This window comes from Patiriisocius marinus (assembly GCF_008974325.1).
Taxonomy (GTDB): Bacteria; Bacteroidota; Bacteroidia; order Flavobacteriales; family Flavobacteriaceae; genus Patiriisocius; species Patiriisocius marinus.
Genome location: NZ_BKCG01000001.1, coordinates 641,444 through 659,205, shown reverse-complemented (window position 1 = coordinate 659,205; position 17,762 = coordinate 641,444). Strand labels below are relative to the sequence as shown.

Sequence of the window (17,762 nt, the reverse complement as noted above, 5' to 3'; positions counted from 1 at the left end):
GATACAAATATAGAATACAACTCTTATGCCGAAAATTTTTCGAGCACTTCAAGTGCAGTTCGGACATCATAAATTTTCTCCATTGTTAATAATAATCGTAAACCATTTCTGGTTTTCTTCTCTTTCATTTTTAAATATGGAGTATGCGTTTGTACAAATTTAAGCACTCTTGTAAAAGTATCCGTTTGATAAAAATCGCTTTGTTGATCGCTTATAAAGTAGCCAATAAAACGGCCTTGTTTCATTACTACTCGCTCAAGCCCAATATTTATGGCAATCCATTTTATACGAACGCTGTTAAATAAGTCGTCCACTTCCTCTGGTAATTCGCCAAAGCGGTCTTCTAATTCTTTCTGAAATTTTAATAATTCAGCCTCATCTTTAATCTCATTTAACTTGGTGTAAAGATTTAATCTTTCGGTTATATTATTTACATAATCGTCTGGAAACAATAATGAAAAGTCTGTATCAATAACAACCTCTTTTACAAATACGCGCTCTTTTTTATCTCCGTCAACATCATCATAAAGATCTTTAAATTCCTTTTCTTTTAATTCGTCAATGGCTTCAGCGAGTATTTTTTGGTAAGTTTCAAAACCTATTTCATTAATGAAACCACTTTGTTCACCACCTAATAAATCTCCTGCACCACGAATTTCAAGATCCTTCATGGCAATATTAATACCGCTTCCCAAATCACTAAACTGCTCAAGTGCTGTTATACGTTTACGGGCATCATCAGTCATTACAGAATAGGGTGGAGTTATAAAATAACAGAAGGCTTTTTTATTGCTTCGACCTACACGACCACGCATTTGATGGAGATCACTTAATCCAAAATTATTTGCGTTATTTATGAATATTGTATTCGCATTACTAACATCTAATCCACTTTCAATAATGGTTGTAGCAACAAGTACATCAAACTCATTATTCATAAAAGCGAGCATTAATGATTCTAGCTTTTTACCATCCATTTGTCCGTGACCAATACCAATTTTAGCGTCTGGTACTAATCGCTGAATTAATCCAGCTACTTCCTTTATGTTTTCAATGCGGTTGTGTACAAAGAAGGTTTGCCCTCCTCGTGAAATCTCGTATCTAATTGCATCGCGAATTACTTCTTCGCCAAAACGAATTACGTGTGTTTCTACAGGATGTCTATTAGGCGGTGGCGTTGTAATAACACTTAAGTCACGGGCAGCCATTAATGAAAATTGTAGTGTCCTTGGTATAGGAGTTGCTGTTAGTGTAAGTGTGTCCACATTCTCCTTAATAGTTTTTAGTTTGTCTTTTACAGCAACACCAAATTTTTGTTCTTCATCAATAATTAATAAGCCTAAATCTTTAAATTCTACAGCTTTACTTACTAATTGGTGTGTGCCTATTACAACATCAACTTTCCCATCTTTTAAACCATCTAAAACGGTGCGACGTTCCTTGGCAGTTCTAAATCTATTAAGATAATCTACCGTTACAGGCATATCAGAAAGTCGTTCACTAAATGTTTTAAAATGCTGAAATGCTAATATGGTTGTTGGTACTAAAATAGCCACTTGTTTACCATTATCTACTGCTTTAAATGCAGCACGTACAGCGACTTCAGTTTTCCCAAAACCTACATCTCCACAAACTAGACGATCCATAGGTCGCTCACTCTCCATATCTGCCTTTACATCTGCAGTTGCAGTTGATTGGTCAGGGGTGTCTTCAAACATAAAACTAGATTCTAGCTCGTGTTGTAGATAACTATCTGGATCGTATTGAAACCCTTTTTGAGTTCTTCGTTTTGCGTATAATTCGATTAAATTAAAAGCGATATGTTTAACACGCGCCTTTGTTTTTTGTTTTAGTTTTTTCCAAGCGGCACTTCCTAATTTGTAAATTTTAGGGGCAGAACCATCTTTTCCATTAAACTTTGAAATTTTATGAAGCGAATGTATGCTAAGATATAAGATATCTCGTTCGCCATAAACTAACTTAATGGCTTCCTGCATTTTTCCTTCCACTTCAATTTTCTGAAGTCCACCAAACTTCCCAATTCCGTGATCAATATGTGTTACATAATCGCCCACTTCGAGGTTGGTAAGTTCCTTTAAAGTGATGGCTTGTTTTTTTGCATAGCCATTTTTTAAACTGAACTTATGATAACGTTCAAAAACTTGATGGTCTGTATAGCAAACGTTTCGGTTTTCATAATCAATAAACCCTTGGTATAAAGGGAATACAATCATTTCCACTTGATCTACATGACCTTTAGCATCAGCAAAAATATCTTTAAAACGTTTTGCTTGCTGGTCGCTACTGCAAAAAATATAATTGGTATAACCGTCCTTTGTATTTTGATTTAAATTTTCAATTAATAAATTGAACTGTTTGTTAAACGAAGGTTGAGGCTTTGTGTTAAACTCAATTAAGGAAGAATTTATATTTGTTGCAGTTCCTGCTAGTGTTATCGTTTTAAATTCTTTTAACTGTTTTTGTAATAATCTTGAAGTGCAAAACAGTTGGCTAGGGGCACCCATTTTTACTTCACCTTCAGCTTTGTTAAAAGCTTCCGTAGCTTTTTCAAACAGTTTGTCTAATGCACTATTTAAAAGCTCTTGGTTTTTTAAACAGATGACTGTTTTATTAGATACATATTTTAAAAAACTCTCTCTGTTTTCATCAAGCATTTTATTCTCCACATTGGGAATAACAGAGATTTTTTTTAATTGTTCTAAAGACAATTGTGTTTCTACATCGAAGGTGCGAATACTGTCTACGTCATCGCCAAAAAACTCGATACGATAAGGCTCATCATTACTGAATGAAAATACATCAAGTATTCCACCTCGCACTGAGAATTCGCCAGGTTCAGTTACGAAATCTGTGCGTTTAAACTTATATTCAAATAGAATTTCGTTTACAAAATCAATCGATACGTGTTCTCCTACCGAAATTTTAAGGGTGTTTTTCTCGAGCTCTTTTTTTGTCACTACTTTCTCAAATAACGCTTCGGGATAGGTGACAATTAAAGAAGGTTTTTTACGAGAATTTATTCGATTTAAAACTTCGCTTCTTAGTAATACATTTGCGTTATCTGTCTCTTCAATTTGGTAGGGTCTTCGGTAGCTTCCCGGGTAAAAAAGCACATTGTCATCACCTAATAAATTTTCTAAATCATTGAGATGATAAGCAGCTTCTTCCTTGTCATTAAGTATTAATAGGAAGGGCATTTCCGAAGTCTTAAAAGTTTCAGCAATTACAAGCGAAACAGCACTTCCAAGAAGTCCAGATACGGTGTAATTATCCCTGCCATCTTGAGATAGCTGAGATTTTAAATTTTTCAAAGCAGCTGACTTTGAAAATAATGATCTAACGAGGGTTTTGCTCATCGGACTGCAAATATAAGTTGTTTAATAAGCTTGAATGAAAGAATTAATCAATTTTAGTAATATGATAACATTTCTGAAACAATTATGATTGATTTACAATTAGTAATTGATGAATATTTCCGAAAGAAGAAATTTTATCATTTTGATAACGCAAGAACTTTTTTTGAATTTTTAACTTGTATTATTAATTATTAAATACCCTTTTAATTGGGCAGTAGATATGAAAATAAAACACTACGATGTATTTGTAATAGGAACTGGAACTGCTGGTAAAACAGTAGCGAAAGATTGTGCTGCTGCAGGATTAAATGTAGCTATTGCTGATAATAGAGAATACGGAGGTACTTGTCCTAACAGAGGCTGTGATCCTAAAAAAGTGCTTGTGGGAGCTACCGAAGTTGTTCAAATGGCTAGTAATTTAAAGGGAAAAGGGATTACTTCTGTTCCTGAAATAAGTTGGAAAGATCTTCAACATTTTAAAGAAAATTTTACAGTTGCAATTCCTGCTGCTACAGAAAAGGAATTAGACAAATTGGGGATAGTTATGTACCATCAATCGCCCAAGTTTATTGACGAAAAAACGCTTTCAGTAGAGGGTAAAACTGTCACTGCAGATAAAATTGTCATTGCTACGGGAATGAAGCCATTAGAATTAAAAATAGCTGGTAGAGAACATTTGTTGAAAAGTGAAGATTTTCTTCATCAACCAGAACTTCAGGATGAAATTGTATTTATAGGTGGAGGATATATAGGGATGGAGTTTGCTCATATTGCTGCTCGATGTGGAAGTAAAGTGACAATTGTTGAAAGAGGAAGTAGGCCGTTAAAACCTTTTGAAAAAGATATTGTGGAACACCTTACTGAAGTTTCAAAAGACTTGGGAATTACTTTTATTTTTAATGCTGATGTAACCGAAGTCGAGTTACTTAGAACAAACTACCGAGTTTTATATAAGAAAAACGGAAAAATTGAATCTGTAAAAGCAAAGGCGGTGTTTAATACAACGGGCCGTATTCCTGCAATAGCGGAATTAGAATTAGAAAAAGGGAATGTAGCTTTTGAAAAGGAGGGCGTTTCAGTAAATAGATACTTGCAAAATACAACGAACCCTAATATATATGCTTGCGGAGATGTATCGGCAAGTGGTACTTTACCATTAACGCCAGTTTCGTCCTACGAGTCTAAGTTAGTTGCTAAAAATATTATTAAGGGTAACGAGGAGAAATTAGACTGTCCTCCAATACCTTCAGTAGTGTTTACTATTCCTCAATTAGCAGCTATTGGGTTAACAGAGAAAGAGGCTAGACAACAGGATTATTCAATTAAAGTTGAATATAAAAGTGTTCCCAATTGGTTTAATGCGAAACGTTTAAATGAAGACGTATATGCCTATAAAACGATTGTAGATACAGATAGAAATTTGATTCTTGGGGCACATATAATAGGAGGTAATGCTGGTGAGATGGTCAATCTATTTGTTCTTGCCATGTGCGGAAAACTAACCACTGATCAGCTTAAAGAAATGGTATTTGCTTATCCTACTTGGAGTAAAGATATTAAAGGAATGGTGTAGTTTTTACTTCATTTACTTTTTGAAATACTCTATACATTTTTTGGCAGGATTTGTTTCGTGATTTTTAAAAGCGTGAAACATACTACTTGCTATTAAAACGCCTGCTGCTATATATGCCGAAATTTTAATGGTTTCATAAGTACCAGCATTTGCAGCAGCAATTGCTATTAAAGCCCAAGCACCAACTAATGCAAATTCGCGCATATTGCGTGTCCAGGTTATTATTAGATTTACAATTGTAGCAACACCAATCATAATAATCGTCCATATTTTTGGTGAAAGACCAAAACCATCCCAACCTATTTTTGTTAGATAGAGCGTAACATTTGCTATGCTAGCAACGGTTAACCAACCGCTGTAAATAACGAAAGGCCACCATAGAAATACAATGACAGAAATAGGTTCATCTTTTAATTCCATATCGTTTTTAATCACAATTTGGATTAAACAAAACAGCATAAAGAAGATTACAAATGTAGAAGCTAATATAGCATCACTAACAAATAAGTAGCACCAAGCGCTATTAGCAATACAACTTAATATAAACCACCATCCTGTTCGTTCTACAAAGGCATCATCTCTAACTTTCACAAACAAACTTCGTGATTGATAGATTACAAATCCAAAAAGCAATAGATAAATCAATCCCCAAATTGAAAATGCATAAGCTGCGGGAGTAAATAAAGTACTATATCTTCCGCTCATCATTGCTTGTGTAGTATCATTAAAAACTCCTGCTGCAGAAGCATAGTTAAAGTAGATAGAAATAGCAAAAAAGACAATGTTGAGTATTTGGAGAAGTTTTTTCATAATTTATAACTTAATTAGTTTTGTTACATATATCCTAAGTAAATAGCTTTCTTTATTAATCCCGCCGCATTATTGACCTTAAGTTTTAAAAAGATGTTTTTTTTATGTGTTTCGACGGTGTGTTTGCTTAAAAATAATTTTGTAGCAATTTCATCTGTGGTTAATTCATTTGCAATTAAAACTACAATTTCTTTTTCACGTTTAGTTAATATAGTTTTATTGAATTCGAAATCGGTTTCATTTTCAGGATTTACTTTTTTAAAATACTTTTCATTTTTTAGCACAATATTTTTTATGGCAATCAATAGTTCGTCATACCCTGTTTCTTTTAGTAAATATCCATCTATATTATTGAACGATTGAATTCTATCAAACATACTAACAGCTAAAATTTTTACTTGAGGATAAATTTCTTTAGCTTTTTTAATAAATTCAATTCCGTTCATTTCGGGCATGGAGATATCAGTAATTATTAAATCGGGAATATGTTTTGATAAAAGATTTAACGCAGAAACTCCATTATTAGCTGTGCCTATAATCTCTATATCTTCTTCTTTAGAAAGAATAGCGATGAGACCATCTAAAAACATTTTATGATCATCTACAATTAGAAGTGTTATTTTATTCATTAGTAATTTTATTCTTTTTGACTGGAATTTCAACTAATATCGTAGTCCCTACATTGATCACTGAGTCAACTTTAATAGCGCCATTAATTACTTTTATTCGTTCTTCAATGTTTTTTATTCCTATTCCTAATTTTGCTTTATTTATATCAAAACCAATACCGTCATCTTCGATTAATATTATTAATATATCATCGTGACTTGTAAACGAAAGACTAACGTGATTTGCTTTTGCGTGTTTAGAAATATTAGCAAATGCTTCTTGCAAAATTCTATATAAATTATGTTTTGTATTTGTGTCAATATCTTTTAGGCAGTCTTGAGGGAATATAGCTATTTCGACTTCAAATTGTTTAGGATTCTCATATTGTTTCTGTAGTTCGTTTAATAATACCTCAAAACTTTTTCCTTTGTAGTTGTTTGAACTAAGGTTATGGGAAATTAATCTTAGTTCTTTGAAAGTGTTTTTTAAATTATTACCTAATGTTGTTATTTTTTCATTTTGTAATGTATCATTAATGTGAGACAAACCTAAGTTTACACTAGCTATTTGCCCTCCAATACCATCGTGTAATTCCTTTGCAATACGATTTCTCTCTTTGTCTTGACCATCGATAAGCGCTTTAATTTCAACTAATTCTTGCTCTTTTTGAAGTTTTTCTTTTTCTTTTAGATGAATTTCCTTTTCTTGATTTCTAATTTTTAGTTGTGTTTTAGCTCTATGGCGATAAAATAGAAATAATAAAGCTAATGGAAATATTAGCATTAAACCGCTTATAATTAACCACTTTTGTTTAGTTTTTTCTATTTCTTGTTCTTTCTCTAGTACGAGTATTTGTGAGTTTATTTCTGTTACTTCATATTTTGTTCTTATCTCATCAAACTCCTTTGCTTTTTCTACTTCGGTTAATTCTTTATTTAATTTTATGTATTTGGTTTGATAGTCATATGCTTTTTTAAAATCTCCAGAATGTTCATACGTGCCGGCTAATAGCCAATAGGCATTACGTAAATAATGTTTAGAGATACTTGACCCATACTCGTTTACTGCTTTGTCATAATAATAAAAAGCATTTGTGTAATATTTAGGGTTGTTTTCAATATCTATTTTAAATTCATAATACCTTCCTAAATAAAAATTAGAATAATACAAAGCTTCTTTATTACCAACTTCTTGTGCTAAGTTATTGCCTTGTGTTAAGTTTTTTAAAGCCTCAGGTAGATTTTCTAAATCTAGATAGTAGTTCCCTAAGTTGTTTTTTATTTGTGCTTCTAAATACTTGTTGTTACTAAGTTCTGCGTGTTCAATAGCCTTTTTGTAATAATAGATAACACTGTCATTGTTTTTATGGGAAAATGAATATCCTTTAGAATTGTAAATTTTTGAATAAAAGTAGGAACTGTTGAGTTGTTTGTTAAGTTCTAAAGCTTTGTTTAAGAAGTAGATTGATTTTTTAGTGTCGCCTCTGTAATGATATAGGTTATACCTGCTTAAGTATGCACTAATTTTATTTGAAATATTAGTTGATTTTTCTGCATACTCAAGTGCTTTTTCATTTAGAATTAATGCTTCGGGTATTTGTTCATTTATCACTTCTAAATTTGATAACTGATCATATATTTTAGATTTTATTGAATTGTTATTATTTAGATGTGCTAATGCTTTATTTGCATAGGTTTTTGATTCGTTAAAATTTCGGAGTAAAAAATGAATATTGCTAAGGTTTAACTCAGCTATTACATTTTGGTAGTTTTCTTGGTTTGCAAGTGAGTCTGTTTTTTGAGCAAGTTGAAGCGACTTGTCTAAGTTTGAATACTTGTTTTTTTCGAAAGCATCTATTAAGCTATCGATCTCTTTCTTATTTTGAGATAGGCCTATTGTACCTACAAAAAGTAAGAGAAGTAACAAGATGAGTTTATAATGTCCCATATTCATAAATATGCTCTTTAAAAATACCATAAATATGGTATTTTTAAAATTATTGAATTAACCTAATTTTACCTCTATGAAAACAAGATATCCCTCGCTTGCTAAAGTACTGTTTTTAGCAATTATTGTAAGTAGTTCATTTAAAACTTATGGACAAGATGTTACTGAATTAAGTGATTGCCCCACAAATGCAATATCAGGAAATATACATGTACATTTAAGTGACTGTGTGGATGGAGTAGTTATAAAGGGTAATACCGGAGCTACTACATATGTCTCAGGTTATATTAAAAACACGAACTCTATTAAAATATTACCTGGTGAAAGTAGCACTAGAATTTTGTATGCAAGTCATGTACATCAATCTGGAGATGCAGCTTATAGACATAGGTCTAAAGGTACAGATATGGGGGGTAATGGTGATACGGATGATAAAACTGAAGCTAGAGAGTATGATTATAATTCTATAGTGATGTATCCTAACCCTACTAGAGAACATATTAACTTTTCTACTTTTAAAAATGATATTATTGGATATCAAATTGTAAGTGCTCAAGGTGTAGTGCTTTATGATGGACAGTTTAGGAGTAATGCAACTACGTATAGCATTTCTGTTTCGGACTTAAGTCCAGGTTATTATGTAGTAAATATTATGCTAAAAACAGGAGAAACCCTAACTAAGTTATTGGTAAAAGAATAAATATACCATGTTTATGGTATGTATTAAGGAGATAATCATTTAAACCTTTGTACTGTCAAAAATTAATCACATTAAACAATCTTTTTAAACCTCATATTATGAAAAAATTAATCCCAATAGTATCTATACTAATTTCAACAATCTGTTTTTCTCAAGTAGTTGAGCATGATGATGTTTTAGTAGGAAAAGACAGCCCTGCATACGGAGTAAAAATTAAAGTTGATTATACTAACACAGGTGGTTGGGCAAGAGGTTATCATATTGCAAATAATAATAACACTGAGAACTTTATTAGTTTTGCTGCGGTGGGAGCTATTTCAGGCGGGACTTCAAGTTTTTCTCGAGGTTATATTGGTAGGGCTTATAATGATACTTTTATGTCTTTTTTACCAAACGGTAATGTTGGTATTGGTACAAATGCTCCTAGTGCTGGATTATCTGTAATGAATGATGATGGTATTAATGTTAGGTCCAAAACTAATGCTAGTGGAGTAGGAACAATTAAAATGGTAGATGGTTTTGTTAATAGTACTTCTAGAGATGATATGTATTTTGGTGCTCTAGGAGGATTCTTGTTCAAAATGGACGAGGGAGGTAATGGAATATCTGACAACCAAGGTTTTACAGTGTATAACAAAGATAATGTAAGTGTTTTTCGTATAGTAGGGCATCACGGTAACTCAAATTATGGTAATGTTGGTATTGGAACAACAAACCCAACAGAGTTGTTAACCGTTAACGGCAAAATTTTATGTGAAGAGGTGGAGGTGATTCAAGATGTAGCTCCAGATTACGTTTTTCAAAAATATTATACAGGGTCGTCTGTTTTAAAAGAGGACTACACTATGCCAACACTTGAAGAGGTGGAAGCATTTACAAAAGCAAATCATCACTTACCTGAAGTACCTAGTGCAGCAGCGCAAAAAGTAGATGGAATGCAATTAAAAGAAATGACTAACTTACTTCTTCAAAAAGTGGAAGAGCTTACATTATATACTATTGAGCAAGAAAAACGTATTAATACGTTAGAAGCAAAACTTGCTGAGAAAGAGTAATACTTTTATTCTACATATTACTTAAGGCTGGTTAATATTAATTAGTCAGCCTTTTTTCATTAACTACATTTTATAGTGCTTTTTAAGCTTTGGCAATTTAGCCAAGGACAAGGGCTTCTTATGCCTAATATTTAAGCTATAAACCTCTCAAAATTACATATTATGAAGGCTCAAAAATATTTATTATCGTTCGTTTTTACGTTCACTATTTTCTTCTTCTCCGCAGCTCAGTCTATTGATATAGATGGTTGTGGGACAGATTATTTACATATTAAGGAATATGAAAACAATGCTGTGTATAAAAGATCTTTTGACAAATTAAATGTGGATGCTTTTAATTTTCTGAAAGATAACAAATCTACCAATCGAATATCAGCTACTCCATCTAAGTTAACTGTTATTATTCACGATTTAATTACTCCAGGTCAAGATCCTGTACAGAATTACTTACCTGTAACTTCAATGGATGATTATAGTGATATTATTATTAATTTAAATCAACATTTTTCAAGCACAAATATTGAGTTTTGTTTAGCGAAAAAAGATGCTTTAAATGAAACAATAGCAATTGAAGATACTAGATATGAAACTGATATAGTTCTGTTTGATATGGATATTGAAGTACATCAAACTGGAATTATTGATGAGACTGAAAGTCAAGTAGAAACATCTAGTACTAGAAAATACTTTCCAGTTGAAAACTATATAAATATTTATGTGGTAACACAAATAAAAGGACCTGTAGCGGGTTTTTCTACTTTACCGGGAAGTGTAAATAATCCTTATGATGGTATTTTTATTGAAAGAAATCAAATGTACGGTAGTAGTAAAACACTAGTTCATGAAATGGGTCATTACCTTGGTCTTTTACATACGTTTGGATTATGTGATTATAACGCAGAAGATGATTGCTTTTGTGAGAACACAGATGACAATGATTATTTCTATGGAGATATGATTCCTGATACACCTGCTCATTTGCCTGCAACAGGAATAACTGGAGCTTTTTGTAATCAAACGGAACTATTAAATTCTTTATGTTCTGGTGAAGACGATTCTCAAATTGAAAATATCACTCGTAATTATATGAATTATTATAATGGTTCGTGTCGCGATTTATTTACTCCAGATCAAATTTCAAGAATGCAATGGGTTATTGATCCTTTTGAAGGCCCAAGAAAAGAGCTTCTCAATACAAACTCTTGTGTTACGTGTGACGACATAAATGATTGTGAAATTTCAATAATTGCTGTTGATAATAGTGCTATTGAAATTGAAGGATTTAATTCTATTCAAATCAACGATTTAGATGCAGTTTCATTTTTAATAAATACTGACTGTAATACAACTGATAGTAATTATAATTGGGAATTAATTAATCTAGAGTCAAGTACAATTATTTCTTCTAGTTCAAATACGATATTCACAATACCTAATAATGTTACAATTGGAAATTACAATTTACAGCTTACTTTAAATTCAAACGCACCTGAAGAATGTTTACGTATTGTAAATTATAATTTTCAAATCACAACAGTTAGTGCAACTAGTTGTAAAACAATAATAGATAACCACGGATGGACAATAAATGGAAATAGTACAACGCCAGAGTATGTAGAGATTATTCCTGCAGATACTTTTAATCACGATTACATTATTGAAAATATCCCTGTGGGATTAGATATTCTAAGAGTTGGTCCAGATATTAGTAACGTAGATGATTTAGGTTCAAACGAAACAACTTATGTGAGTTATACATTTAAACCTACTGAAGCAAGTGCAAGGTATAGGGTTTATTTCGCTGGAATGACAGAACAAACGCAGTCTTTTACTTACAGGGAACCAAATGAACTTTTTTCAGACTACTACCCTGCAACTTTTGGGTGGTTTTGTTCATATGATTTTAACAATCCTTTGGTTTCAGATACAGAACCTAATACTGTTTTGAATGAAATAAGTATTGGTGATGGTAGTGTTGGTACTAGCAGTTTAAATGAGGAGTCTATTTATACATACAATGATTTAGTAGTTAACAATACAGATGCTGAATATCAAAATCAGCACGAAATATTAAACACGCAAACAATAGATTTAACACCTTATGATATTACTAGGTCTTGGGAGTTTATAGATATTGATTTTAGTGAATTTATTAATAGTTCAACGTCTACTATTGATGACAGTTTAGATAGTACAGAAATTACGATTACTTTTTTTGCACGTTCAGGTGCGGGTCACATTTCTCAAATTAGCAATAATTCTGTAGGCTTTTTTGCAATAGATTGTTTAGGTGCAGGGTTGCCACAACATGTTACTGTTGAACAAAATGACATTTATATGGCTTGTTCTATTGGAGAAAGTAGTTGTTTTAGTACGACGGCACAAGAGTATCCATTTACTGGAATAGACACGGATAATAATTTAGCAAACGTAGAATTATCTTCTGTTGATTACCCTGAGTTTAATAGTCCCCCTCTTAATCCTATATCAAACCCAACTAATACTGATTTGACTGAACTTTCAAGTTGTATTACTAATTTTGATGAGGACACTCAAACGTATAACAATAATATAACACAAACGTATAATTATGTGCTGACGCTTAATACGATGCATCAAACTATTAGTGAAGCTTTTCAAGTTTCTCCAGGGTATTATTATGACGACCCTGTACTGCCTCCAACAGCATGCGATGATCAAAATTTTGTAGGTGGAGATGTTATAGAAGACAAATACTTTTTAGCCTGTTCAGATGACGAAACAACATACAGTTTAGCATTAACAAGCCCTTGTTTTCCTGAGCCCCATTCTGGTTATTCATATAGGTGGAATGTTAGTTTTACGGATGGTCCACAGTATTATGGGGAAAAATGGGAGGATTTTAAACCAAACCAATACCTAAATAGTACCTATTGCTCAATTAAGGTAACAAGAGAAGTAAGATATCAGGATGATTTATGTTACTCAGAATGGATTCCCGGAGAGTCGTTTATTTTTTACAATAAAAATAATTATCGTTCTAATGTGTCTTTAGATATAGAGCCGTCTGAAGTGTGTTATACTCAAGAAACGGCGATAGCTAAAGTTGTAACAAATATTTTTAGACCTAGCTGTTATTATGATTTAAGTGAAGAAGATCAAGTTATATATCAAGCATTATTAGATGAGGAAGATTTAGATGAAAGTGGTGAAATTAATTATTCTGCGATCATATCAGGTAACGGAGTCTTTTTTACACTAGCAACTCATACGGTAGAATATACAGATGGGTATAATGAAGACCAATTTGATTTCAGCTTCAACATTCCTAATGTAGAACCAGACGGAACGCCCTTATTTCCAGGAAATTATTCTGTTTTTATAAGAGCAAACTCAACTTTTAATGACTGTCTTGATAGTAGTGTGGCAACTCCCGGTAATATTTTCGATATTAGTTTAGATAGTCACCTTTTTAAAATAAGAGCTATTCCGGTGGCAGGAGGAATAACTAATACTACAGCTGCTTGTAATGTGTTTTCAGTATCAGACAATGGGGATTATAGTTACTCAGGACTAGGAGGTAGTATATATCAATGGCAATTTGATACTAACAGTAGTTTTAGTTCTCCAACAATAATAGTAGGAGAAACAAGTGCAGATTTAAATAGTACAAATACTTTTTTAACTGGGCTTACTGAAATTGATTTTGTAGGCGGTGCAGAAATATGGATTCGTAGGGTTTCATTAGATATTCCAGATGGTGGTTTAAATGATATTTGCCCTGAGTTAAATCAAGTTGCTTTTACTTCTCCAGTACAATTGTTGTGGACTGAGATAGCACCAGTTTTGTTTTCAGAATTTGATTCCATTTGTCTTGGAGACACGACATTTGAATTGCCAACTACCGATGCTAATGGTAATACTGGTACTTGGAATACAAATCCAAATATAACTGATTTAGGAGTACATAATTATTATTTTAATCCTACAAATGAATGTTTAGAAACTACGTTAGTTCAAATTGAAACTATTGATTGCTGTTTAGATTGTGAAGAAACTACAGCTGCAATTACAATAGAACCAAGTGGTGATGAATGTGGAGTTTTTATTATTAATCATAATTATGCTACAGGGTGTTATATTATAAGTGCTAACTACGTAAATATTAGTACAAATCCTGTTCAAGTTTCTCCAGCAGTAACAAGTGCAATTGATGAGAGTCAGACCATAATTCAAATTGATGAGAATGGAACATTTAATATAAATGTCACGTTACAATTTATTGACGATGATGGTATTAAAGGAAAGTGTAGAGAGTCTAAAACCATAACAGTAGATGTAAGTTGTTTTAGTACTGTTTGTGAAGATTGTGACGAAGCTTCAGACAGTATTACTTTCAATAAAACAGCTTGTGATGAATACACAATATTTTGCCCACAAGAAATAATTGATTGCTACGCAGTGTATTATTCTTATTATAATTCAGTCGGTATTTTTGTAGAAGAAATACTACTTGTTGATGAAGAAACAATCACAACGTATCCTGATGGTTTTGTAAGTAATAATGCATTTTTCTATCTTGTAAATAACGAAACTGGTGAAACTTGTGAGTCTACTATTTATAATATAAATATTGATTGTAGTAATCCTTGTGATGATCTATTGCCAGACCCTTTCTTAGAAGCTCCTGTTGATAATATTAGTGCTGCAACTGCAGAACCAAATTATATTGATTATGTGAACATCACTGCCACTAATAAAATATTAAGCGGAGCAACATCCACATATAAAGCAAGTGAATCAATCCACTTATTACCAGGGTTTCATGCGCAAAATGGTTCAATTTTTCATGCATATATAGAAGCGTGTATTAGTCCAAGTCCGTCTAGAGATTCAAATGCTGAAATTTCAGAAGAAGAAATTATACTTAATGGAGGTTTAGAAAGCGAACTTAGTGTTTATCCTAACCCAGCTAAAGATGTTGTAAATATTACTCATCCTAAACTAGATATTGTGTCATACCAATTGTATAACGCACAAGGTAGGCTCATTAAAACTAGCGCGAATATTAACTCTAACAATCATTCATTTAATTCGGGAGTGTTATCTAGAGGCCTATACTTTTTAAGGGTTACTCTAGAAGAAGGAGCAGTAGTACATAAGAAAATCATATTTGAATAATCATTCAGACAAAGGCACTTTGGTAATCAAGGTGCCTTTAATAAAACGTACTTTCATGAAAAATAAAATAGTTACAATACTCCTATGTTTCTTTTCTACTACAATATTTGCCCAACTAGAAAACTCAAATTGGTACTTTGGGAACGGTGCAGGATTAAACTTTAATGGTGCAACATCAGTTCTAAATAATGGACAAACAAACCTAGATTTTCATCACTCTGCCGTAGCAAGTGATGCCAGTGGGAATTTATTGTTTTATAGTGATGGAGTTTCCGTATGGAATGAGAATTCCTATTTTACTAATGGTGACAATACTTTAACTGGTGGCGGTAAAACAATTGTTATCGTCCCTTTTCCAGATAACACAGACAAATATTATCTTTTTACTAGTAAATTGAATGCATATCTAGTTATAGATTATCAATATTCAATTGTTAATGTTACAACTAATACGGTCGAGATTCTAAACCAACAATTAAATCTTTTTGAGTCTGTAAACGATTTTAATGACCCTGATTTTGATAATATTGTTAGAACTAGGGCTTATAGAGATCATATGACAGTAGCAAAACATGCAGATGAAGAGTCCTATTGGTTACTAATTAATCCATTTGACAAATTTTTTGCATTAAAAATAGATTCAAGTGGAATATCAGACCCAATTATTAGTGAAGCTGAAGGGCATTATAGTGAACAACAGTATTTAGAATTAGTAGATACTGGAGGTTCAGGAATGAGTATTTCTCAAGACATGAGTAAAATTGCCTATTTTACCAACTATTCATATCCAGGAAGTGGTTATCATTCTGAAATTCATTTGTATGACTTTAATACCACTACTGGAGCTATTAGTTATACAAATGCAATTAAAGACTCTGATTATAGTGGCTTCTTTTTTGGGTATGGTTTTTCAGTAGCATTTTCTCCTAATGGAGACTATTTATACGCAAACTCAAATGCAATAAGTACTACCTCAGATAAGTTGTTTCAATTTGATTTAAATAACATTTTAAATGCTCCCTTTGTAACGAATCTTTCAGGTTCTGATGGCTTAGGATATAAGCATTATACATTGCGATTAGCAATTGATGGCAAAATCTATTTACCAAATTCTTTAAATAGTACAACCTTAAATGTAATAAATAACCCAAATAATTTTGGGGCAGCAGCGGGTTTTGTTGAAAGCCAAATTAATCTTGGACACAATAAAAACACTAAGCTTTTACCACAGTTAATTCCATTTCAAACGCAAGCGCTAGGGTGTCAAGAAAATGTTCCTATTAGTCAAGACGTACAACAAGGACAAACAGATAGTCAACAAGCATCAAGCACTATTATAGCTACAAATTCTATTCATAATAATGCTGTAGCTGCATATAATGCTGGTTTAAAGATAACTTTAAGTCCTGACTTCCATGCTGAAGCTGGATCTAGTTTTAGGGCTTTTATAGAAGATTGTTCTGCAGGGAGGTTTCATCCAAATAAGGCAACTCCCTCTAAAAATGAATTATCAATACTTAACGAAAAGGAACAAATTGTCGCTTTTCCCAACCCAACAAACGGTCTAATAAAAATAAAAAGCAACCGAAATGTTCACTCATGGAACTTATCAAATCATGATGGAAGAACTGTATCTGAAAGCAATTCAAATTCCATAATTCAAAATGAGTTTAGTTTAAATCTCGAAACATTAAAAGAAGGTATTTACTATCTAAAAATTATGTTAGTAAACGGGAATGTGGTTCTAAAAAAGTTAGTTAGAAAGTAGTTAGTTAAATTAGGTTGAAAGGGGGTGATCTTTAATAGTTGGGGAACTATTAATTTCGCACTCCCTTTATTGATGATAATAATTTAGCCGAAATATTAAGTATCGAAAAGAGTTCTATTTTACTAACTAACAGCAATCACTTCGTCATCTACAAGAACAAAAACTTCATCTTCTTTTGTTGGTTCTAAAATGTATTTTCCTGTAAAATTTCCGAAGGCAGGAAAGATCATTTGATTTTTAGTTTTGAAGAAACAAGCAAGTCGCATCACTTGTCTTCCAATTCCACGCATTTTTACTCCTGGATGAATATGACCGCAAAAGTTAAATAATGTGTCGTGTTCCGTTGGGTGATGTGTAAAATAGAAATTATTGATTTTAAGTTCTTCTAATACTTTCACATCGATATCTTCAAATAAATACTGTGGTATAATATCGTGGTTACCGCTAATTAATATCACATTAGACTTAATATATTCTACCCATTTTGTGAAATCCTCCCATTCACTGTTAAGGACACTATGAAACAAATCGCCTAAAAAGCAAACTGTTTTTGGTTGAAAATAATTTACAACTTCAGTGAGTTTTTCGAGATTTTCATATGCCGCAATTAAAGGTATTGCAGCGCCGTGTTTTCTAAAGTGTGTGACTTTTCCTAAATGTACATCTGCTATTAAAAGCATAGACTGATTCTTCCAGAAAATTGCTCCAGAAGCGTGTAGGATAAAATCTTGTTTTCTTATTTGTATTAAATGTGTCAAGACAT

Annotated in this window: 10 protein-coding genes; 5 read left to right on the top strand and 5 right to left on the bottom strand. The window is 32.3% G+C overall.

Annotation, left to right across the window (positions count from 1 at the left end; genetic code table 11):
* Window positions 1-23: 23 nt before the first annotated feature.
* Entirely contained in the window at window positions 24-3,377 is a 3,354-nt protein-coding gene (gene mfd / locus GBH57_RS02880; RefSeq protein ID WP_151672542.1) for a transcription-repair coupling factor, read from the bottom strand.
* A 220-nt stretch (window positions 3,378-3,597) separates the two neighbouring features.
* Here mfd and GBH57_RS02875 point away from each other — a divergent pair, with 220 nt between their 5' ends.
* Window positions 3,598-4,950: a dihydrolipoyl dehydrogenase family protein gene (locus tag GBH57_RS02875; RefSeq protein WP_151672541.1), complete on the top strand. Its 1,353-nt coding sequence runs from the start codon at window positions 3,598-3,600 to the stop codon at window positions 4,948-4,950.
* Window positions 4,951-4,962: 12 nt separating this feature from the next.
* Here GBH57_RS02875 and GBH57_RS02870 read toward each other — a convergent pair whose 3' ends face one another.
* Genes GBH57_RS02870 through GBH57_RS02860 form a run of 3 tightly spaced genes read right to left on the bottom strand, consistent with a single transcriptional unit; the run spans window position 4,963 to window position 8,346 of the window.
* Window positions 4,963-5,760 carry a TspO-related membrane protein gene (locus GBH57_RS02870; protein WP_151672540.1) on the bottom strand — a complete coding sequence of 266 codons (798 nt, stop codon included), beginning with the start codon at window positions 5,758-5,760 and terminating at the stop codon, window positions 4,963-4,965.
* A gap of 23 nt (window positions 5,761-5,783) precedes the next feature.
* The gene (locus GBH57_RS02865; protein WP_151672539.1) at window positions 5,784-6,389 is read right to left on the bottom strand and encodes a response regulator transcription factor; all 606 of its coding nucleotides are present in this window, start codon (window positions 6,387-6,389) and stop codon (window positions 5,784-5,786) included.
* On the bottom strand, window positions 6,382-8,346 hold the full coding sequence (locus tag GBH57_RS02860) for a tetratricopeptide repeat-containing sensor histidine kinase (protein WP_151672538.1): 1,965 nt from the start codon (window positions 8,344-8,346) through the stop codon (window positions 6,382-6,384). The genes GBH57_RS02865 and GBH57_RS02860 overlap by 8 nt, the downstream gene beginning before the upstream one ends.
* A gap of 46 nt (window positions 8,347-8,392) precedes the next feature.
* Here GBH57_RS02860 and GBH57_RS02855 point away from each other — a divergent pair, with 46 nt between their 5' ends.
* From GBH57_RS02855 to GBH57_RS02840, 4 genes are all read left to right on the top strand, one after another.
* Window positions 8,393-9,016, top strand: a complete 624-nt coding sequence (locus GBH57_RS02855; protein ID WP_151672537.1) for a T9SS type A sorting domain-containing protein — start codon at window positions 8,393-8,395, stop codon at window positions 9,014-9,016.
* Window positions 9,017-9,114: 98 nt separating this feature from the next.
* The gene (locus GBH57_RS02850) at window positions 9,115-10,071 is read left to right on the top strand and encodes a hypothetical protein (protein WP_151672536.1); all 957 of its coding nucleotides are present in this window, start codon (window positions 9,115-9,117) and stop codon (window positions 10,069-10,071) included.
* A 162-nt stretch (window positions 10,072-10,233) separates the two neighbouring features.
* Window positions 10,234-15,231 carry a zinc-dependent metalloprotease gene (locus GBH57_RS02845; protein WP_151672535.1) on the top strand — a complete coding sequence of 1,666 codons (4,998 nt, stop codon included), beginning with the start codon at window positions 10,234-10,236 and terminating at the stop codon, window positions 15,229-15,231.
* Window positions 15,232-15,286: 55 nt separating this feature from the next.
* Window positions 15,287-16,999 carry a 3-coathanger stack domain-containing protein gene (locus tag GBH57_RS02840; RefSeq protein WP_151672534.1) on the top strand — a complete coding sequence of 571 codons (1,713 nt, stop codon included), beginning with the start codon at window positions 15,287-15,289 and terminating at the stop codon, window positions 16,997-16,999.
* 122 nt (window positions 17,000-17,121) lie between these two features.
* Here GBH57_RS02840 and pdeM read toward each other — a convergent pair whose 3' ends face one another.
* Entirely contained in the window at window positions 17,122-17,757 is a 636-nt protein-coding gene (pdeM, locus tag GBH57_RS02835; RefSeq protein ID WP_151672533.1) for a ligase-associated DNA damage response endonuclease PdeM, read from the bottom strand.
* Between the last annotated feature and the right edge of the window lie 5 nt (window positions 17,758-17,762).